Genomic DNA, 18581 nt, shown 5'->3' with positions numbered 1-18581 from the left:
CCCAAAGTTTATTTTAGTTCCGTAAACTGACCGTCCTTAACGATCAAAACAGTAGCGTCCATCAAGGGATTCCGTTTTTCATCAAAAGCAAACTTTCCGGTTACACCTTGGAAATCTTTAATGGTTGCTAGGCTGTCACGCAGCTTTGCGCGATCCGTGCTTGACCCGGCTTTCTCCAAAGCGCTGGCATAGATGTATAGCGCATCATAAGATTGGGCAGCAAACTGGTCGGGTATTTTATTGTATTTTGCTTTATAATCTGTCACAAACTTTGTGATTTTTTCATTTTCCTTACCTGGGTACCAAGGGCTCGCAACAATTGCATCATCTGCTGCTTGTCCGGCGATCTTGATTAACTCTGGAGAGTTAAAGCCATTTGTACCGACAAAGGGGACAGTAATCCCAATTTCTCTGGCTTTCTTTAAAACGAGGGCTGCTTCCTGATAGAGGCTTGATACCATGATGGCATCTGGTTTTAATGAGGAAATCTTTGTCAGCTGAGCGGAGAAATCCGTATCCTTATCGGCAAAGGTCTCGGTAGCTAACACTTCCACTCCGTTATCCTTGAGGGCTTGCGCCATTGTCTTATAACCGGAGACGGCCCAGTCGTTATTACTAGAATACATCATCGCTACTTTTTTTAAGTTATACTTTTGAACAGCCATCTTGACGGCCTGGGGAACCGCTGAAGACTCTGGCAAAGCATTCCGGAAGACAAACTCCCCAATATCAGTTATCCCTTCAGCCGTGGTTGAGGTTCCCATGATTGGAACTTCTGACTGATTAGCAATCGGCCCACTCGCAAACATTTCTCCACTCAGGGTTGGCCCAATAAGTGCTACGACATTATCTTTATTAATTAATTTATTGACCGCATTAATTGCTTCGGTATTGTTCCCACGGGAATCTTCGTAGACGAGATCGATTTTGACCTTTCCTAGGGCATTAATTTCATCCTTAGCGAGGTCCAGACCTTCCTTCTGTGACTGACCATAGGCGGCTCCCCCCCCAGACAGATAGGCAACGACACCGATCTTAGCGGCCCCTGCACCTTCTGACTCAGAATTCGCGGCCGGAGCGGAACCTCCTCCACATCCCGCTGTTGTTAAAAGCAGTGTTCCAATCATCATTCCAGTCAACCATTTTGTAAGCCCTTTTTTCATTGTTACAAATACACCGTCCTTAATTTGATTGTGTTTTATAATAGAATTAACTATTCGTCATATCTTATGGAATACCTGCTTGTAGCAAAAAAAACCACGAAGTTTGTAACACTTCCCAATCTCGTTGAATAGAGTGAAAGGGGAGGTTTTGACATGAAAGTATGTATTGATCCAGGGCATGGCGGTTATGATCCAGGGGGTATCGGAAACGGACTGAAAGAGAAGGATTTAACACTGGACGTATGCCTTAAATTAAAGCCATTGCTTGAGTTCAACGGTATAAGTGTTATTCTGACTCGTGACGGAGACTATGCTCCTGGGCATTATGAGAATGACCAAAAAGGAGATTTGGGAGCGCGAGTTAACAGCGCAGAATTAGGAAAAGCAGATCTATTTGTTGGGGTCCATATAAATGCTGGTGGGGGCACAGGGGTTGAGGTACTCGTTATAAGTACTGGTGGACGAGCGGAAATAGCAGCCAACAAGGTCTTGCCATACCTTGTTCAGGTTGGTGGCTGGGCAAACCGTGGAGTAAAAACTCAGAATGTCATGGTGCTTAGGGAAACAAGTATGCCTGCAATTTTAACGGAAAATGGGTTTGTCGATACAGCAACCGATGCGGCAAAATTAAAGGAACCCATTTTTCGTCAGGCGCTTGCAATAGCTCACGCTAAAGGGATTTGTGATTACTTTGGGATTTTATACAAGGAAGCAAGTTCAACGCAACCAACCCCTAGTGTCATGTATCGTGTCATTTTAGATGGCAAGCAGACTATGGCTTTAAGTTCTCAAGAGAGCGCAATTACTGAGGTGAAAAAAGCAGTTGACAGCGGGCGATCTTTAGGGGGGGTGGTACAGCGAACGACCGATAATATAAACGTCTTTGAGTATGCGGCTAACTCAAATGTTTCGAGAACTCAAATTATGGGTGAAGAAACCATTACAATTGAACAGTGTAGACAGTTTTTGTTGAAGAATAATTCTAATGCACCAGATATTATTCACTTCTACAAGAAGAATGGAGAAATTCTTGGCATAAGATGGGGTTACGCAGTAGCCCAAATGATACGAGAAACTGGCTACCTAAGATATACTGGGATTGTAAAGGCAGATCAAAACAACTTCGCTGGAATCGGAGCTGTTGGAAATGGGGTTCAAGGTGCGTCGTTTTCTTCACAGGAAGAAGGCGTGTTGGCCCACTTAGAACACCTCTTTGCATACGCCACAACGCAACCTCTGCCTGTAGAAGTACAGAAAGTAGATCCTCGCTTTGATTTGGTTGAGAGAGGAAGTTGTCCAAACTGGGAGGATCTTAACGGCCGTTGGGCAGTTCCAGGGAATGGGTACGGCCAGGATGTAGTCAGAATCTACGGTGAAATGGCTAAGGAGACGATATCAGACAGTGAGGAAACATCTATATTGAGGAAGATATCCCAAATTATTTCGAATTATTTCAATGGGAAATAACTTAATATATAGTAATACGAAATTATTTAACAAGAAATTAATTCTATGACAAGATAAGGCTTAGGCAACGACAAATGCCGAAAGCCTTTAATGGTTTATTATAGTAGTAGAATTTGAATAATTTTTCTGGATAAAAGTAGTATGAAAGTTGTGTAAGATAATGTGTAAAAATTGAATTTGCTACCTGAGTAGAGGGTTTAATATATAATTAACTATGTTATAATTGCTGAGTTAAAGAGGTTAACAATTGAGCTAAAATGGAATAGAGGAAGAGAAATGTTCCAATCACATTTAGGAGAAATTGCTGCACTCGTAACTGCGTTGTGTTGGACTATTACAGCAGTTGCATTTGAATTAGCAGGAAAAAGAGTGGGTTCAATATCAGTAAATCTAATTAGACTTGTCATAGCCTTACTCTTAATTTCTGTCTTTAATTTATTTACTCGAGGAATGTTGCTTCCACTGGATGCCTCAGGTTCAACCTGGTTCTGGTTATTCATTTCGGGAATAATTGGCTTTGTAATCGGAGATTTGTTTTTATTTCAGGCGTTTGTATTAATTGGTTCGCGTCTGTCGATGTTAATTATGTCAGCCGTACCACCTATCACAGCTATAACTGGTTTTATAATGATGAGGGAAAGAATTTCATTATTAGGTTTAACTGGTATGATGCTGACGATTAGTGGGATCGCCTTGGTCATCTTGACTAGAAATCCAGAGAACAGGATGGTTAAGTTTTCTTATCCGATAAAAGGGTTAGTATACGCCCTTATTGGTGCTTTAGGACAAGCTTTTGGACTTGTTTTTAGCAAATTTGGCATGGGCTCTTACAATGCTTTTGCAGCAACTCAAATTCGCATTATCTCAGCTATTATAGGATTTGGTCTCGTAATTACGATAACGAAAAATTGGAAAAGAGTATATTCAGCTGTGAAAGATATGCAGGCGATGAAATATATCTCCATAGGGTCGATTTTTGGTCCTTTTATAGGAGTCTCATTAGGCCTGTTGGCTGTACAGCACGCACCAACAGGAATTGTATCGACAATAACCTCAATTACGCCTATACTTATTATCCCAATGTCAATCTTTGTCTTTAAAGAAAAGGTATTACCAAGAGAGATTTTTGGAGCAATAATAACTCTGGGAGGAGTTTCCCTTTTATTTATCAAGTAAGCATTATACTTTGTGAATACTAGTAAATCTGAAAATCTATAGACACTTTTATTTTTGACAACTATAATAAAGTTAACAGCAAATGGCAGGATCTAGAGAGCAAAGAGGCTCTAAAACGGCGTTTATTAAAACGCTCTTTTAGAGCCTTTTTTTTATTCTTAGCCAATCAAAGTTCACTAGGGTATTATTTAGTAAGTTTAAAGAGACGAGGAGGATTAATAATGACAGCATTAAATACTGGGGATATTGCTTTCCTGGTTATATGTACTCTGCTAGTTTTTCTAATGACGCCCGGCCTGGCATTATTCTATGGGGGAATGGTTAGAAAACGCAATGTGCTTTCCATTATGATGCAAAGTTATGCTGCCATGGGGGTAGTCACCGTTATTTGGGTATTATTTGGATACTCATTAGCTTTCGGACCGGATCACGGTCATATAATAGGAGGTCTTGATAGGACTTAGAGGAGTGGGGCTTTCTCCCAACCCTGACTATGCTCCGACTATTCATCATTTATTATTCTTCCTATTCCAACTAATGTTTGCGATTATCACACCAGCTGTGATAAGTGGAGCAACTGCAGAAAGATTGCGTTTCACAGCATTTTTACTGTTTATCATTCTTTGGAGCGCGTTCGTATATATACCTCTGGCCCATTGGGTGTGGGGGACTCGGCGGATGGATGCGCAATCTGGGAGTATTGGATTTTGCGGGAGGTACGGTCGTTGAGGTAGCTTCTGGTGTATCCGGATTAGTAGCAGCATTTGTAGTAGGTAAGCGTTTAAAGGTAGGGTATGAGTGGAATATTCCCCATCATATGCCCAACGTTCTTTTTGGAGGTGGGCTATTATGGTTTGGTTGGTCTGGATTTAATGCCGGAGGTGCAATGGGAGCAAATGGCGTCGCGGTACTTGCGCTTGCTACAACTCAAATAGCCGGAGCAACCGGCATGATCGGATGGGCGCTGGTTGAATGGATTCATCGTCGCCAAATAACCGTCTTCGGTGCGGTCAGTGGGATTATTTCTGCTCTGGTAGCCATCACACCAGCAGCGGGATATGTCTCGACGGTTAGTGCTCTGCTTATCGGATTTATCGCGGAAGGAGTATGTTATTTAGCAGTCAGCATTCTTAAAGCAAAGCTAGGATATGACGATGCATTAGATGTCTTCGGAATTCATGGAATTGGAGGAACATGGGGGACAATTGCTACCGGGATTTTTGCTGATTTAAGCCTTAACCCACAAGGAAAAAACGGTTGGATCAATGGAGGCGGATTTGAACCGATTTTATTACAATTACTTGCGGTGTTAGCTACATATATATTTGCTGGAATGATGACGTTTCTCATTCTAAAGGGAATAGCCTTGATTACCCCCCTTAGAGCAAGCGATGACGAACAAGTTAATGGACTGGATTTAACTCAACATAGAGAAAAGGCCTATCCAGACTTTGAACTTAGCGAAAATGTGTATATCTAAAGAGCCGCCTCACCGTGTTCGCCTGTTCGAATGCGGACTGAATCCACTACGTCATAAACGAAGATTTTACCATCTCCAAATTCACCGGTTTTCGATGTATTAACAATGGCTTCGATGACTTCATCTGTTTTCTTAGATGAAACCACTACTTCCAGTTTTATCTTTGCTAAAAGCTTTGTGATGATTTCTTGACCGCGGTAAATTTGAGTGTAGCCCTTTTGATTTCCAAACCCCGAAACGTTAGTGACAGTCATCCCATTAACACCCAGGTCCGATAGAGCGATCTTTACATCATTAAGTTTCTCTGGTCTAATGATTGCTTCAATCTTTTTTATAACTACCACCACCTTAATTGTTTATTCTTAGACAGAAAAGTGTCTAGGCTACTCCATTATATCAGAATGCTTTTTTAGATTACATCTCTTTTAAACGAAAAGCCGGGCTTATGCCCGGCTTTGAGGAGTTTTTTTCTTGAAAGGAGAGTTTTTACCTCAATCAGGTTTACCTGTCTGCGCTTTATCGGTTGCTCGATTAGACATGTGTTTCCTCCTTTTACATTAGATATTTAAGGAAATATCAAGTTTTTGAGATACTTTTATCCTTTATGGATTGTCTCTTGATCTTTGCCATAATCAGTTCTGCCATCTTGATCTGGTTGATGACTGTAGGGCAGATCTTCACGCTTTGGAAACCTTCGTTTGTTTTGTTGGGATTGATCCTGATCCATAGAAAGCCTCCCTTAAGGTGGAATACCTTTAGGATACCCTATGAACAGATATTTATGTTGAGCTTTGTATTAGATTTTCCCAACGAATTTAAAATCTTTTAAGATTCCAGTCATTCCAGGTTGCCAGTACGCGGGTACACCTAGCCCGGTCGTTTCTTCATACATCAGTCCCTGAATAACGCGAATAATCTCAGCGACGTTACGACCAACCTCGGGTGGATAGAGGCTGGTGTACTTTACTTGGCGATCAGGAGAAATAATAAAAGTTGCTCGGTAGGAAATTCCTAAGTCTGTTCTAAGGACTCCGTATTGATTAGTTATGAAATGAGAACGGTCGGATAATAATGGATAATTTATGGTGCGTGCAGAGGGGGATGTTTCCGCGAAGATTTTATGAGAATAAATGCTGTCAGTGCTAATGGCTAAAACTTGAACACCAAGTTCTTGGAATGTTTTTTTCTGGGCAGCCACGGCTGCCAATTCAGTCGGTCAGACAAAGGTGAAATCACTCGAATAGAAGAATAAGAGAACCCATTGGTTTTGAAAATCACTGAGTCGGATCGTCACTTTGTTGCCACCGGCGTATGCTTCTGCTTCAAAATCCGGCGCATGTTGGGTTGGACTAATCATCTTCTTTAACCTCCCTGAAAAATACTCTCTCTTAAAATATGCTTTCCCGGGGCACCTTGACATGAATCTAACACAATAGAAAAGAGATCTCCCTAAATTTTAAGGAGATCAAAGAAGAGGACTAACTACATGAAGAAAATGAGAATAAACTTAACACTATTATATGTAGGAATATGTCGATTATATTATGTTCATTTTATGTAATAATTTACAATTAATTTGATTTAAGATCGGGAAAAACATCTAGAAATCATATTGACAGGACATTAGCTTAAATGTTAGACTCAGCATAATGAATTAAATTAATAGGCTCTTATCCGGAGTGGTGGAGGGACTAGCCCTATGAAACCCGGCAACCAGCTTGATACGCGCGATTTATGTCTTAGCGTGGAGAAAGCATGGTGCTAATTCTTGCAGGAGAAGATTTTCCTGGCAGATAAGAGGAGTGTCGAATAATGAAATTTTGACCTCTTCTATCACAGAAGAGGTCTTTTCTAGTGGAAAAATTCCATGAGTATTAACAGTTAATCTACTGGCTCAATAAATCTGGAGGTGGAGATAGTTATGAGTGTTGAAAAGACTTACGCAGAAATCAATACTAAAATCAAAGCAGGAAAAGCAATTGTTGTGACTGCCGAAGAGCTTATTACCCTGGTGGAAGAAAAAGGCCTTACCAAAGCAGCTCAAGAAGTTGATGTGGTAACAACCGGCACTTTTGCTCCAATGTGTTCCTCAGGTGCCTTTTTAAGTTTCGGGCACACGAAGCCACGGATGAAAATGCAGAAAGTTTGGCTGAACGGTGTTGCCGCTTATACAGGGATTGCTGCTGTTGACGCTTATATCGGGGCAACTGAGATGCACGAAGATGACCCGCTAAACAGCAACTATCCAGGTGAATTTAGATATGGCGGGGGTCATGTAATTGCGGACCTCGTTGCTCGTAAGCCAGTTAAACTAAAAGCGCTGGCATATGGTACAGACTGTTACCCGCGTAGAAATCTAGAAACAACCATAACCCTTGATGATATAAATGAGGCTATTCTATTTAATCCTCGAAATGCCTATCAGAACTATAACTGTGCGGTAAATTTAACTAATCGTACCATTTACACATATATGGGAATGATCAAACCTCATATGGGAAACGCCAATTATTCTACTGCCGGACAACTGAGTCCACTTTTGAAAGATCCACATTTTAAGACAATTGGAGTGGGAACTAAGATCTTTCTCGGCGGCGGGATCGGATATGTTGCGTGGAATGGCACTCAACATTTTCCATCGATGATTGATGTTGAGGGAAAAGAACTAGGCAGTGCAGGAGGGACACTGGCCGTCACTGGGGATCTAAAACAGATGAACCCGCGATGGCTTGTGGGTACAAGTTATCTAGGATATGGTGCAACGCTAAGTGTTGGAATTGGCATACCCATACCGATTCTAAATGAAGAAATTGCTCGGTATGCCGCTAAAAAGGATGAAGAGCTATTTGCACCCGTTGTCGACTATGGAGAAGCGTATCCTTCGTTTACACCGGGTAATCTGGGATATGTCAGTTATGCAGACCTTAAGAGTGGGAAGATCACTGTCAATGGCAAGGAAATATCTACTGCTCCTTTGTCAAGTATGCCTCGGGCTCGTGAAATCGCTGCAACCTTAAAAGGGTGGATTCAGAAAGGGGAATTTCAGTTGACTGAACCAGTCAAAACTCTTCCCTCACCCGCTGATGGCTTTACCGCTCACAGTATAAAGGAGGATTGATTATTGTGTCGCCAAAGAGAATAGTGTTGCGTTTTGGAACAGATATCTCGGTAAAACCCATTGTTTATCGTTTGGTTAAGGATTATGATTTAGTGGTTAATATTGTGAAAGCAGACGTCAACCCTCAAAAAGAAGGTGCGATGATCTTAGAGGTTACCGGAGATCAAAGTGAAGACGGGCTTAATTATTTGCGTAATTTAGGAGTTTCGGTACAGAATCTCACTCAGGAAATCGTGCGAAATGATGAAAAATGTGTCATGTGTGGAGCATGTACAGGGGTTTGCCCAACAGGTGCCTTATATATGGAACGCCCATCTATGGAAGTACGCTTTGATGGGGATCAATGTGTTTTTTGCCAACTATGTGTGAAAGTCTGCCCAATGTGGGCTATGGAGGTTCGTCTGTAATTGGATTTTACGGAACGCAGTTATCGCCAAGATCATCGTCAAGAGGATTTAGTTCATTTCCAGCTTGCCGTAAGAGAAACTGATTTGGATATTGGTATACGGAAAGAACGATTTACTTCCGAACTGGTTGAGTGGGTAGCAGAAATCATTCGAGACTGTCGCAGACCGCTAGAAGACTATATTCAAAAGGATCCTGGTTTTGCAAGCTCTTTAACTCCATATACAGTTTTGTCAGATGCTCCAATAATTGTTAAGAGTATGGCGGAGGCCGGGAGACTTGCTGGAGTTGGGCCGATGGCCGCGGTTGCAGGAGCAGTGGCAGAGTGGGTTGGGAAATTTATTGCGAAGCGCTCCCGGGATGTGATCGTAGAAAACGGTGGGGATATCTTCATGCGTACAAGCCGGATTCGCAAAGTCGGGATTTTTGCAGGGGATTCACCGCTGTCTAATCGTGTTGCAATTGAAATCAGTTCCAAACAAACTCCGCTAGGAATATGTACTTCATCTGGTAAAGTAGGTCATTCCTTTAGCTATGGCAAAGCTGACGCCGTAGTCGTGCTTTCTCCCTCGGTGCCTTTAGCGGATGCTGTTGCTACTGCAACTGGGAACCTTGTTCAGACGGCGGATGATTTAGAAAGGGCCATTGCATTTGCATCTCAGATTGAAGGAGTTACGGGTATCTTGGTCATCAAAGATGACCGTTTAGCGGTCTGGGGAAGTGTAAAGCTGTTGCCAATCAAGGCCTGAATTTTAGGATGCCATGATTTATTTAAAAGTGAATTATTATGACAGAGTCAAAATAATTCTAATACCATTAATTTTAGGCGTTCAAAGGGAGGGATTGGCCAATAGGCCTAATCCCTCCCTTTTATTCTAGGTAGGTTAGAAGTGTAAACTGACTGTGTTAGTTAGTGATGATTTTCTAGAAGGTCTCGTCACGCAATCCTCGGCTACTGGGACACTAAGTCATCATCGTATATAGCCAACCATAGATCGCTAATCTCGACCATTTCCGTTCTGAGTCATGACCGACGCCAATGGCTTGGTGTCTAGACAAAATTTCTAAATTAAATTCAAAGACACCACAACACATAGAAAGAAACCTCCCCGTCGGGAGGTTTAAGTTTTTGCGCTAATGTCTTAAATTTCTTTTATATAATTGGTACAATACAAATTTAGCACGAATTGAAGGAGGAATCAATGCCCAGTTTTTAGGAGTTTATAATAAAAGCAGTTAATTTGTTGGTTAAGGGGAGCTTTAAAGACTTTTTTATATAAATTCTAGAAATAGGAAGGAGACAGTCTGTTGCATATAGAAATTCTTGTAAAGGAGTGATATTTTCTGAAACGCATGAGACTTACTCTTCTTATTATAGGATTTTTATGTTTAGCTTCAATGGGATGTGGGGTCCAATTGGTTATATTATCAGCTTCAATTCAAAATTCGAAGCAAGTCGCTGATGAAGTGGGAGAGTTATCCGACGCAACAAAAGCTAAACCCCCTGTCAAAAAAACGGTTACCCTAGTGGCGACTGGGGACATTCTAATGCATAATACTCAAATTGCATCAGGGCAACAGGCTGATGGATCATTCCAATTTGATTCTTTTTTCAAACCTGTTAGATCTTTGATTGAGTATGGAGATTATGCTTCAACTAACTTTGAAGCGGTAATGGCTGGTGGAAGTTCTGGGTACACAGGATATCCTAAGTTCAATAGTCCTGATGAAATGGCTGCGACTCTAAAAGAAGCGGGATATGACGTGGTTATTACTTCGAATAACCATATATTAGACAGGGGTTACTTGGGAGCAATCCGGACCATGGGCGTATTAAGAGATGCAGGTTTAGACATCGTTGGGACATATCAAAGCCAAGAAGAGAAGGAAAGCTTTTTCATTAAGGATCTAGACGGAATTCGCGTCGGTTATTTAGCGTATAGTTATGGGACCAATGGTATCCCTGTACCAAAAGAACATCCCTATTTTTTTAATTTCCTTAACAAAGAGACTGTTTTAAAGGAAATCAATCAATTAAGATCGAAAGTGGATGTTCTCGTTCTCGTATTGCACTGGGGAGTTGAGTATAGCCTCCAGCCCACTGAGGAACAGCGAGAATTGGCACGGATATTTCTAGAGGCCGGAGTGGATGTCATCCTTGGCAGTCATCCACATGTAATTCAGCCTATGGAAGTTATGAAAATCAATAATCAAGATAAGTTTGTTATTTACTCAATGGGCAATTTTATAGGAGATCAACGTGGAGTTGAAAGGAACAGTGGAGTTATTTTAAACTTAAACTTTCAAAAGGACATGTCGGGAGGACAAACCGTTCTGAAAAATGTATCGTATACTCCAACCTATTCACATAGCTATCTGGATAAAGGGCGCCGTCGTTTTCGCGTTGTAGCGGTCGAAGATGCAATTCGCAAGGTGCAGGAGGGGAAGGATCCTTATCTTAAAAGTTCAGATTTGGTGGTTTTGAAACAAGTTCTGGCGCAGACGCAAAAGCAACTGGGTACGCCGTTTAATCAAACAGAGGAATTGAATTCCAGTAATAATTAATCATAAGCACCAACATAAGTTAGCTTATGTTCAAAAGAAACTTTTTGCCTTATTGAGCGTAGGAGGTTAAGGTTTATTGTTTTCTGGGTTTCCAGTTTAGTGATATTTTTATACTTTATCCTATAGGATAAGTTGACAGTACTTTATTAATCGTCCAATCATAGGAGGGTTAAGGATGAAACGAAATATAAAAGGGACATTCAATAGAGTACCTAATGGTAATTTTCTAAAAAAAAGCGAGACTAAAGCCGATTTTCCGGAAGCTTGGTTTCAAATCGGTGGAAATAAGGAATCTAGCTGGAATTTTAGGCATGAACCGGATATGTCAGCTTTGAAGATTAGTAATACTACTGCCATTCGCGCTGGAATCATCCAAAGTCCGGAGGCTTCTCTAGGGATTGATAACGTTAAGGAATGGATCATTAAAATTATTCTAAAAGCAGATAGGCCTAATGCACAAGCTTATTTACGTATTTATCCCATCTCTTCACAAGGGGATGTAGCTAAGCCTTGGGAGTATTGCTTTGGAGCCGGGTTGGAGCAGGAACAGTTTCAGCAAGTCATTAGTGCTGATTATGACGTGGATTTGCTACGTCTGGAGACAGGGATTTTAGGGGCAGGGTCTCTCTGTATATACAAAATAATTGCATATTCTCTCTCTCCGAACCGTATGAAAAGGCGGGTGAAGAAGCCTAAACAAGAGATCCTTCATATAAATTCTATACAGACGATTGGAGAAATAATTAAACCGATTCAACTTGCTACCCCAATTCCCCTGAAGATTCCGGTCAATGTCCAAGCACATGTGAATGCCGATGTACGAAACCTGACGCCGATTCGAGACAAAGTGCAGATTTTCGGAAATAGCCAAGTTCCAATAGCGACATCAGTATCTGGACGAGTTCAGGTGGAGATTAACGGACATGGATTTTATGAAAGCCTCGAAGATGTTACCGCTAGTGAAACAATATCCTCAACCATTACTCGCGATATTTCAGCACTTCTTCGTTGCTCCTTTGCTGTTTGCAATTTTGGAAGTAACCTCGCATATGTAGATGCAGAGCTTAGCCCTGACGGAATCCATTGGACTGCAGAGGATAATCCACACGAGGTCGGCCCCGGAAAACTAGTGATCATCTCCCCAAAAAAGTTTTTGCGATACACGAGACTAACATACAAGGCAGAGGATTTAACTTCCTTGAGAATTTGGGTTCAAGCTCAGAACTAACAATATTCACATAACCTGTTAATATGTCATACTATCAGATTCTTAATTTGTAGATTATAAATGTTTTAAAAGTGGGACGGAAATAACGGATAAAAACTAAGTTTATAATAGTCATTTCCTATTAGAACAAGAGAGTAATCTCTATTTTCCAGATGGATGGGCTCAAACCGGTGGAGACGGTGCAACTAAGTGGTAGTGGGTTTGCACCCCAAATGGTTCAAGAGCTATAAAGATTATGCATCCGTTTGGACCGAGAGCGGGATTATTCTTGAGAATAATGTTATGATACCTGCTGGAGAGGGGCAACAATGGGAATTCAGGGCGGTTCTGCAAACGGAGCCAGCAGAGGTTTTCTTGTTATATTCGAGTGTACCTTGGTGCTGTCAGGCAATATTTATTTACCGTGTGCCCTAGTTCAGAGCTGGAGGAATTTACACGGGTTTTTTGCACACCAACAGGTGTAACGGGAGTTCGAGTTGAGGGAATCGTTTCTATTCATGAGATTCAGGTAAAATATTACAGGGAGCGCTTTCGGTTTTTACCCCAAATCGTTTTCTTCGTTATGTCCGCCTTATTTATCGCTCTCAATCGCCTAACCTTTTAATTATATGGTTTTTTCAGGCCCAAGGATAGGCGTTTTCACTTCAAATGACTGTCCCTCGCTTCCCCTAAGAACATTACAAAGGAGTAGGAATATTATGGAGATGTGGAGGGAAGTTGATTTGGAGGAGAGATTTTTAATGGACGGACTAGCTTTGGTTTTTATGTTAGCGGTTCTGGTGGAGAAAGTCGTTGAGATTTTTAAAGATATAGTTTATGCTATTCCCTTTTTCCCGGATAAGTTTAGGCCCCTTACTCTGGAACTTTTGAGTTTAGCATGTGGGGTTCTTTTTGCATTTCAGAGTGATATTAATGCATTAGAATTATTAGATGTTAAGATCACTAACCCCGGGGTAGGTATTGTGATTACCGGACTTGTTATAGGAAAAGGAGCAAATTTTGCGCATGATTTTTTCCATTCGTTTAGTAAGGGTAATAAGCGATAGAGGGACTTGGGGGGACTTGTATGACACAGCGCTCGGTCATGCGACGCAGGGCAAACTAACCGTTTAAGCGACTGACTTTGGGGAGCGGGGTTCCCGCTAGATGAGCAGTCCGACGACCATGGATGGGTCTAGTGCCCCTGTAGCCCGAAGACACTGTCTCCGCACGGATTAGCCTTCTTGCAGGACGGCGAGAAGGAGCCGTGGCTCACTGGCGGCAGTGTACATCCCTGTACACTGCCCCGCGTTTCGGGTCGGTCCCTTAAAGGAAGTTTGCTAAGCTGCTTACGTAAAGACGTCGCGCTCGTGTCATACTGCGTCCCGGGCTGGGGTCCGGGGAACGGAATGTTTGGGTGACGGCACATTTCATGTGCACCGCCTATGATGTCGTATTGGGAACGCTTAAACGAAAGTTGCTAAGATGCTCTTTAGATGTCGCTTTTACTCCGCTGTTTTCCTAGAATTGAAAGTCGTTCGTAAGGTTAAGCGGATTTAAGCAAGTCATAGATTCTGACATAACACATACTCCTTTTGCCCCTGTTTTTTTTATAACCTCTATTTTATTTTTTGTAATTCCACCAATAGCAAAGACAGGGATGGTGACTGAAGCGCAGACTTCTTTAAGAAATGAAAGACCTCGTGGGGGAACACCTTTTTTAGAGTCTGTATAGAATATATGCCCTGCTATTATGTAGGAAGCACCTAATGCTTGTGTTTCCTTGGCTTCAGGCACTGTGTGCACTGAGGTGCCGAATGTAAATTCACTGACTTCACTTTTATATTTTCTTAAGTCTGAGATTGATAAATGGATATTTCTGAGTTTAAGTTTAGTGGCGGTTGTAATATTTTGATTGATAATAAGGGGGACTTCATGCAAGTCGCAGATTTCACTTACTTTAACTGCCAGGTATTCAAATTCTGTCAAACTTAAGTCCTTTTCTCTTAGCATGATGGCATGGGGTTTTCCTTTGGCCAATTGACTTATTCGACTTAAATAATCGTCTTTACAATCCTTTCGATTGGTTACACAAATTAACATGTGTTTTCCCTAAACCCTTATGTAATCTGTATAAACTGGCTGGAGCCCTCTGTTGAGAATCATTTGATGTACTTCGCGCACACTTCGTGAGTCGGAGATCTCAAATTGTTCATCTCCTTTTTCGTCTTCTTTGTGCCCTCCAACGCCGACACATACACCGGCAGATATTTTTGTTGCCACCATTCCTATTACATTATCGCGAAAACCCGCTCTTTCCCTGGTGGAAATGGTAATGCCTGCAAAGGGCATAAACAGACGATAGGCAAGCATCACCTGTAAAAGTTGTTTTTCATGGACATCATGAGGGCTGTTTTTCTCGTTATTGATATAAGGCCTTAGACGCGGGGTGGAGAAGGAGATCTCTGCGTGGGGATATTTTTGTTGAATGAAACACGCATGCAATCCTACTGCGAAGGCATCTTTTCGGAAGTCATCCAGTCCGAGGAGTGCTCCAAAAGCGACACCTCTTACTCCACCTGCTAATGCACGTTCTTGTGAATTAAAACGATAGGGGAAAATTTTTTTTGGCCCTCTTAAGTGTACTTGTTCATACTTATCCGTATTATAAGTTTCCTGGTAAACGGAAACAAAATCTGCACCAGAGTCTTTTATAAAGGCATATTCATCAGTATTTAAGGGATATATTTCAATGCCGACTGTAGAAAAGTATTTGGCTGCCAATCTAACTGCTTCACAGATATACTCCACTCCTGACTTATGTCGAGATTCCCCAGTTAATATTAAAATTTCTTTCAAACCTGTCCGGGCTACTTCTTTAAGTTCTTCTTCAATTTCCGCGAAGGAAAGGATGCCTCTTTTTATTTTGTTTTTGCAGTTAAATCCACAGTAGATACAATGATTTTCACAGAAGTTAGAAATATATAAGGGGGTAAACAGGAAAACAGAATTACCAAAATGCTTTTTTGTTTCGGTTGTCGCTTTACTTGCCATTTCTTCTAAATAGGGCATAGCTATGGGGGATAATATTGCCCCATAATCTTCTATCGTTAGCTGGTCTTTCATCAGTGCTCTTTTTACATCGTTACTTTTATATTGACGATAATCGTATTTTTTTACTAATGCCAATACCTTTTCCATAATGTCTGAATCAGTAACTTCCATGCCCTCTAAATAGTTCATATGATTAACATTTACGGCTTTCATAATTAGGCCTCCAAAAAATCAGTCAAAGGACTGGATGCCTCTGCCCGATAATTTAATACTCTCCCCAAGCCTGCGAGATAGGCTGCCCGACCGGCTTCAATCGCCAGTTTAAAGGCTTTGGACATTAAAGCCACATCAGTTGCTGTTGCTACGGCGGTGTTGCACATAATAGCATCAATGCCCATTTCCATAGCTTCACAGGCTTGGGATGGTCGGCCAATACCAGCGTCTACGATAATCGGCAAATGTATTTCATCGATTAAGATTTGTATGAAATCTTTTGTGCACAACCCTTTGTTGCTTCCGATTGGTGCCCCTAAAGGCATTACTGATGCTGCGCCGGCACTTTCTAATGATCTTGCTACATTTAAATCAGGATAGATATAGGGCATAACAATAAATCCTTCTTTAGCAAGAATTTCGGTTGCTTTGATTGTTTCATAGTTATCCGGCATTAAATATTTGGAATCATGAATTACTTCTAATTTGATAAAATCCCCGCAGCTGATTTCTCTTGCCAGACGGGCGATTCTAACGGCTTCCTCGGCATTTCTTGCCCCGGAGGTGTTTGGTAACAATGTAATTCCTTTAGGTATATAATCCAAGATATTTTCTTGACCGTCTAAATTAGCACGTCGCAACGCCAGAGTTACTATTTCAGCTCCTCCATTTTCGATAACTGCATTTGTCAATTCCAAGGAAAATTTGCCAGACCCAAGGATAAATCTCGATTGAAACTCATGTTCGCCAATTATTAATTTTTCGCTCACACTAAAACACCCTTTCTTAAACATCTTTAATATCTAACAGTAATCGAAGAACCATATTAGCTTGATGCCCGGCACAGATTTGAACTCTAGGTGCCATTAACCCTTTTCCAATTTCAGCTCCGTTTTCCAGATCACCACACACGTATAAACGTTTCATGGGCATTACTGTCTTAATTAAATTGGAACTTTCATAGCCTGCCATGCCGGAGGCAGAAACTATCCTCATATTAGGAAGCTGATTTAAGGCACCATTCACCAGCATTGATTTCGCTTCCGGCCGATCAAATGCTTCGCAAATAATGTCATATCCATTGAAAAGCTCTAGAATCTTGTTTTCTGTGACTTTTACATTCTGAGTTATTATTTTAATAAAGGGGTTAATTTCTTTAAGCTGATTTTTTAGTGCCATAGTTTTTGGCATTCCCAAATGACTTATATAATAACTTTGTCGATTCAAGTTACTTGGCTCAACAATATCAAAATCCACCAGAAGCAACTGTCCCACACCAATTCTGGCAAGCATAACTGCAATATTGGACCCGAGGCCGCCTAATCCGGCTATGGCTACCTTGCCTTCTTTTAGCTTTATGTGTACATTAGGCGTATGCCTTGCCATCATCATGCTCTCAAGTTCTGTCTGCTCAGGCATGGTGCCTTTACGAATGAGGGTTAATGTATCATTCTCGGATAACTTGCTGTCCTTTTCTATCTGAAAACCATTTAAAATTACGAGGTCTGTTTTGTTCCCAATTTGTTCTCTTGCCTCAAAGGCCGTCTGACAAACCAAGTCCTGCTTTGTCCCATTAACTTCTATTATCATCAATTAGCCTCCACCCACAAATCGGACAATTTCCAAAGTGTCTTCATCGCTAAGGACAACGTTTTGGTAGGTCGACCTTGGAATAATTTCACCATTTCTTTCTACAGCAATGGTATTAACATCAATACTTTGGGATTGTAAAAAATCAAATAAAGTTTGATTTTTGTCTATTAAAATATGGGTTCCATTTACTTGCATGTCTGCCTCCTTAAAAAACATATAAAAAGCACAAAATGAAATTACACCCTTTCGGTGGTGTACCCCATTTTGTGCTTTTTTTATTTATTTAGGGTTATATTATATCGCGCTATTGTTTTAGTCAAGTCTAATGTCAGTCAGTTTTTCACTTTTACTAGGTTATGAAGATCTTCTTGGAGGGCTCTCTTCAATAAGATGAGGTTACGGTTTCTCTTTTTGTGACGTATCTTCAGAGAGAAATTTATGTTTCAAGATAGGGTATTTGGCAAGCCCGACTTTTTCTTAATCCGGTAGGGAGACCTGCTCATGAATCTTGCCGACATACTGATAACTCACGTTGTTTCTAAACAACCTGAGCACGTAAAACGTATTATATTCGTTCGTGGAATCCGAGAGAGGGTTAAGAAGAGGGAGCAAGAAAGCTTCCTTGTCTTTTCTAGATTTAAAAAGGTATGAAAGGAGGTTATATCTTGCACTCAACTTCTTGATCGGCATCTACAGCCAAGATCCAATCACCTGAAGCGCGTTTAATAGCATAGTTTCGAGCGGCACTAAAATAGTTTTCCCAAGGAAAGAAAATACGTTTGGGTATAACGCTGAGCAATGCTGACGGTATCATCAATGGACCCGGTATCTACAATAACTATCTCATCAACTTCATTTTTAACACTTTCCAAGCAATTGGCTAAATGAGCTGATTCATTTCTGACAATCATAGTGAGGCTAATCCGCTGTTGGTTCATAGTTGGACGAGACCTCCTCCGATATTTTTCTGAAGATATCGTTTTCGGGATACTTTGCTAAAGCTTCATTTAGAATTGAGTGTATTTTCATAGTAAATTAGTTGGAGTAATGTTATTGCTAGATGCCGATACATTTTGGGAACAGAGTGGTCTTCTGTCAAGAATTCGGACAGGTTAAAAGTAGAAATAACCCCAGTTTATT

Annotated in this window: 20 protein-coding genes, 1 pseudogene and 1 riboswitch; of the genes and pseudogenes, 10 read left to right on the top strand and 11 right to left on the bottom strand. The window is 41.1% G+C overall.

Annotated elements, in window-relative coordinates; translation table 11 throughout:
* Positions 1 to 8 precede the first annotated feature (8 nt).
* Entirely contained in the window at positions 9 to 1163 is a 1155-nt protein-coding gene (locus LJE72_RS17565) for an ABC transporter substrate-binding protein (RefSeq protein WP_229249206.1), read from the bottom strand.
* Positions 1164 to 1316: 153 nt separating this feature from the next.
* On the opposite strand from LJE72_RS17565, the gene LJE72_RS17560 reads away from it, so the two are divergent.
* The 3 genes and pseudogenes from LJE72_RS17560 to LJE72_RS17550 all read left to right on the top strand — a co-directional run bounded on the left by LJE72_RS17560 (position 1317) and on the right by LJE72_RS17550 (position 5286).
* The gene (locus LJE72_RS17560) at positions 1317 to 2630 is read left to right on the top strand and encodes an N-acetylmuramoyl-L-alanine amidase (RefSeq protein WP_229249205.1); all 1314 of its coding nucleotides are present in this window, start codon (positions 1317 to 1319) and stop codon (positions 2628 to 2630) included.
* A gap of 276 nt (positions 2631 to 2906) precedes the next feature.
* Positions 2907 to 3806: a DMT family transporter gene (locus tag LJE72_RS17555; protein ID WP_229249204.1), complete on the top strand. Its 900-nt coding sequence runs from the start codon at positions 2907 to 2909 to the stop codon at positions 3804 to 3806.
* 221 nt (positions 3807 to 4027) lie between these two features.
* A pseudogene (locus LJE72_RS17550) lies at positions 4028 to 5286 on the top strand (ammonium transporter).
* Here LJE72_RS17550 and LJE72_RS17545 read toward each other — a convergent pair.
* From LJE72_RS17545 to LJE72_RS17540, 3 genes are all read right to left on the bottom strand, one after another.
* Complete coding sequence (locus LJE72_RS17545) at positions 5283 to 5621, bottom strand: P-II family nitrogen regulator (RefSeq protein ID WP_229249276.1); 339 nt, start codon at positions 5619 to 5621, stop codon at positions 5283 to 5285. The pseudogene LJE72_RS17550 and the gene LJE72_RS17545 overlap by 4 nt on opposite strands.
* Positions 5622 to 5881: 260 nt before the next feature.
* On the bottom strand, positions 5882 to 6013 hold the full coding sequence (locus tag LJE72_RS26320; RefSeq protein ID WP_282437921.1) for a hypothetical protein: 132 nt from the start codon (positions 6011 to 6013) through the stop codon (positions 5882 to 5884).
* Positions 6014 to 6082: 69 nt separating this feature from the next.
* Positions 6083 to 6643, bottom strand: coding sequence for a peroxiredoxin (locus LJE72_RS17540; RefSeq protein WP_229249203.1), 561 nt, complete (start codon positions 6641 to 6643; stop codon positions 6083 to 6085).
* A 310-nt stretch (positions 6644 to 6953) separates the two neighbouring features.
* A riboswitch (SAM riboswitch) is annotated at positions 6954 to 7086 on the top strand.
* Positions 7087 to 7207: 121 nt separating this feature from the next.
* On the opposite strand from LJE72_RS17540, the gene LJE72_RS17535 reads away from it, so the two are divergent.
* The 7 genes from LJE72_RS17535 to LJE72_RS17510 all read left to right on the top strand — a co-directional run bounded on the left by LJE72_RS17535 (position 7208) and on the right by LJE72_RS17510 (position 13648).
* Positions 7208 to 8404: a homocysteine biosynthesis protein gene (locus tag LJE72_RS17535; RefSeq protein WP_229249202.1), complete on the top strand. Its 1197-nt coding sequence runs from the start codon at positions 7208 to 7210 to the stop codon at positions 8402 to 8404.
* Positions 8405 to 8409: 5 nt separating this feature from the next.
* The gene (locus tag LJE72_RS17530; protein WP_229249201.1) at positions 8410 to 8811 is read left to right on the top strand and encodes an NIL domain-containing protein; all 402 of its coding nucleotides are present in this window, start codon (positions 8410 to 8412) and stop codon (positions 8809 to 8811) included.
* Positions 8812 to 9558, top strand: a complete 747-nt coding sequence (locus LJE72_RS17525) for a UPF0280 family protein (RefSeq protein WP_229249200.1) — start codon at positions 8812 to 8814, stop codon at positions 9556 to 9558.
* 667 nt (positions 9559 to 10225) lie between these two features.
* Positions 10226 to 11374 (top strand): CapA family protein, encoded by a 1149-nt coding sequence (locus LJE72_RS17520; protein WP_229249199.1) that lies wholly within the window; start codon positions 10226 to 10228, stop codon positions 11372 to 11374.
* Between the two features lie 175 nt (positions 11375 to 11549).
* Positions 11550 to 12602, top strand: coding sequence for a DUF6385 domain-containing protein (locus LJE72_RS17515; protein ID WP_229249198.1), 1053 nt, complete (start codon positions 11550 to 11552; stop codon positions 12600 to 12602).
* 513 nt (positions 12603 to 13115) lie between these two features.
* Complete coding sequence (locus LJE72_RS26795) at positions 13116 to 13235, top strand: DUF6385 domain-containing protein (protein WP_396391392.1); 120 nt, start codon at positions 13116 to 13118, stop codon at positions 13233 to 13235.
* A 107-nt stretch (positions 13236 to 13342) separates the two neighbouring features.
* On the top strand, positions 13343 to 13648 hold the full coding sequence (locus LJE72_RS17510) for a hypothetical protein (RefSeq protein ID WP_229249274.1): 306 nt from the start codon (positions 13343 to 13345) through the stop codon (positions 13646 to 13648).
* A gap of 454 nt (positions 13649 to 14102) precedes the next feature.
* Here LJE72_RS17510 and LJE72_RS17505 read toward each other — a convergent pair whose 3' ends face one another.
* The 7 genes from LJE72_RS17505 to LJE72_RS26310 all read right to left on the bottom strand — a co-directional run bounded on the left by LJE72_RS17505 (position 14103) and on the right by LJE72_RS26310 (position 18379).
* A complete protein-coding gene (locus tag LJE72_RS17505; RefSeq protein WP_229249197.1) occupies positions 14103 to 14684 on the bottom strand; it encodes a thiamine phosphate synthase in 582 nt (193 codons plus the stop codon).
* Between the two features lie 9 nt (positions 14685 to 14693).
* Positions 14694 to 15848 (bottom strand): 2-iminoacetate synthase ThiH, encoded by a 1155-nt coding sequence (gene thiH, locus LJE72_RS17500; RefSeq protein ID WP_229249196.1) that lies wholly within the window; start codon positions 15846 to 15848, stop codon positions 14694 to 14696.
* A gap of 2 nt (positions 15849 to 15850) precedes the next feature.
* Positions 15851 to 16618: a thiazole synthase gene (locus tag LJE72_RS17495; RefSeq protein WP_229249195.1), complete on the bottom strand. Its 768-nt coding sequence runs from the start codon at positions 16616 to 16618 to the stop codon at positions 15851 to 15853.
* Between the two features lie 16 nt (positions 16619 to 16634).
* The gene (gene thiF / locus LJE72_RS17490; RefSeq protein ID WP_229249194.1) at positions 16635 to 17438 is read right to left on the bottom strand and encodes a sulfur carrier protein ThiS adenylyltransferase ThiF; all 804 of its coding nucleotides are present in this window, start codon (positions 17436 to 17438) and stop codon (positions 16635 to 16637) included.
* Between the two features lie 3 nt (positions 17439 to 17441).
* Positions 17442 to 17636, bottom strand: a complete 195-nt coding sequence (gene thiS / locus LJE72_RS17485) for a sulfur carrier protein ThiS (RefSeq protein WP_229249193.1) — start codon at positions 17634 to 17636, stop codon at positions 17442 to 17444.
* Positions 17637 to 18099: 463 nt separating this feature from the next.
* Positions 18100 to 18255, bottom strand: coding sequence for a glycosyltransferase (locus LJE72_RS26315; RefSeq protein WP_282437920.1), 156 nt, complete (start codon positions 18253 to 18255; stop codon positions 18100 to 18102).
* A complete protein-coding gene (locus tag LJE72_RS26310) occupies positions 18188 to 18379 on the bottom strand; it encodes a glycosyltransferase (RefSeq protein WP_282437919.1) in 192 nt (63 codons plus the stop codon). Before LJE72_RS26310 ends, LJE72_RS26315 begins: the two co-directional genes overlap by 68 nt.
* Positions 18380 to 18581 lie beyond the last annotated feature (202 nt).

It is taken from the genome of Desulfosporosinus shakirovi (assembly GCF_020595055.1).
GTDB lineage: Bacteria > Bacillota > Desulfitobacteriia > Desulfitobacteriales > Desulfitobacteriaceae > Desulfosporosinus > Desulfosporosinus shakirovi.
Note: the sequence above shows the minus strand (reverse complement) of the source record. Positions and strands in the feature narration are given on the sequence as shown.

What these genes read in the sequence shown, in the direction of transcription:
- LJE72_RS17565 (WP_229249206.1), bottom strand. Translation starts at nt 1,163, where the DNA reads ATGAAAAAAGGGCTTACAAAATGGTTGACTGGAATGATGATTGGAACA.
- LJE72_RS17560 (WP_229249205.1), top strand. Translation starts at nt 1,317, where the DNA reads ATGAAAGTATGTATTGATCCAGGGCATGGCGGTTATGATCCAGGGGGT.
- LJE72_RS17555 (WP_229249204.1), top strand. Translation starts at nt 2,907, where the DNA reads ATGTTCCAATCACATTTAGGAGAAATTGCTGCACTCGTAACTGCGTTG.
- LJE72_RS26320 (WP_282437921.1), bottom strand. Translation starts at nt 6,013, where the DNA reads ATGGATCAGGATCAATCCCAACAAAACAAACGAAGGTTTCCAAAGCGT.
- LJE72_RS17535 (WP_229249202.1), top strand. Translation starts at nt 7,208, where the DNA reads ATGAGTGTTGAAAAGACTTACGCAGAAATCAATACTAAAATCAAAGCA.
- LJE72_RS17515 (WP_229249198.1), top strand. Translation starts at nt 11,550, where the DNA reads ATGAAACGAAATATAAAAGGGACATTCAATAGAGTACCTAATGGTAAT.
- LJE72_RS17510 (WP_229249274.1), top strand. Translation starts at nt 13,343, where the DNA reads ATGGACGGACTAGCTTTGGTTTTTATGTTAGCGGTTCTGGTGGAGAAA.
- LJE72_RS17505 (WP_229249197.1), bottom strand. Translation starts at nt 14,684, where the DNA reads ATGTTAATTTGTGTAACCAATCGAAAGGATTGTAAAGACGATTATTTA.
- thiH (WP_229249196.1), bottom strand. Translation starts at nt 15,848, where the DNA reads ATGAAAGCCGTAAATGTTAATCATATGAACTATTTAGAGGGCATGGAA.
- thiF (WP_229249194.1), bottom strand. Translation starts at nt 17,438, where the DNA reads ATGATAATAGAAGTTAATGGGACAAAGCAGGACTTGGTTTGTCAGACG.
- thiS (WP_229249193.1), bottom strand. Translation starts at nt 17,636, where the DNA reads ATGCAAGTAAATGGAACCCATATTTTAATAGACAAAAATCAAACTTTA.
- LJE72_RS26315 (WP_282437920.1), bottom strand. Translation starts at nt 18,255, where the DNA reads ATGATACCGTCAGCATTGCTCAGCGTTATACCCAAACGTATTTTCTTT.
- LJE72_RS26310 (WP_282437919.1), bottom strand. Translation starts at nt 18,379, where the DNA reads ATGAACCAACAGCGGATTAGCCTCACTATGATTGTCAGAAATGAATCA.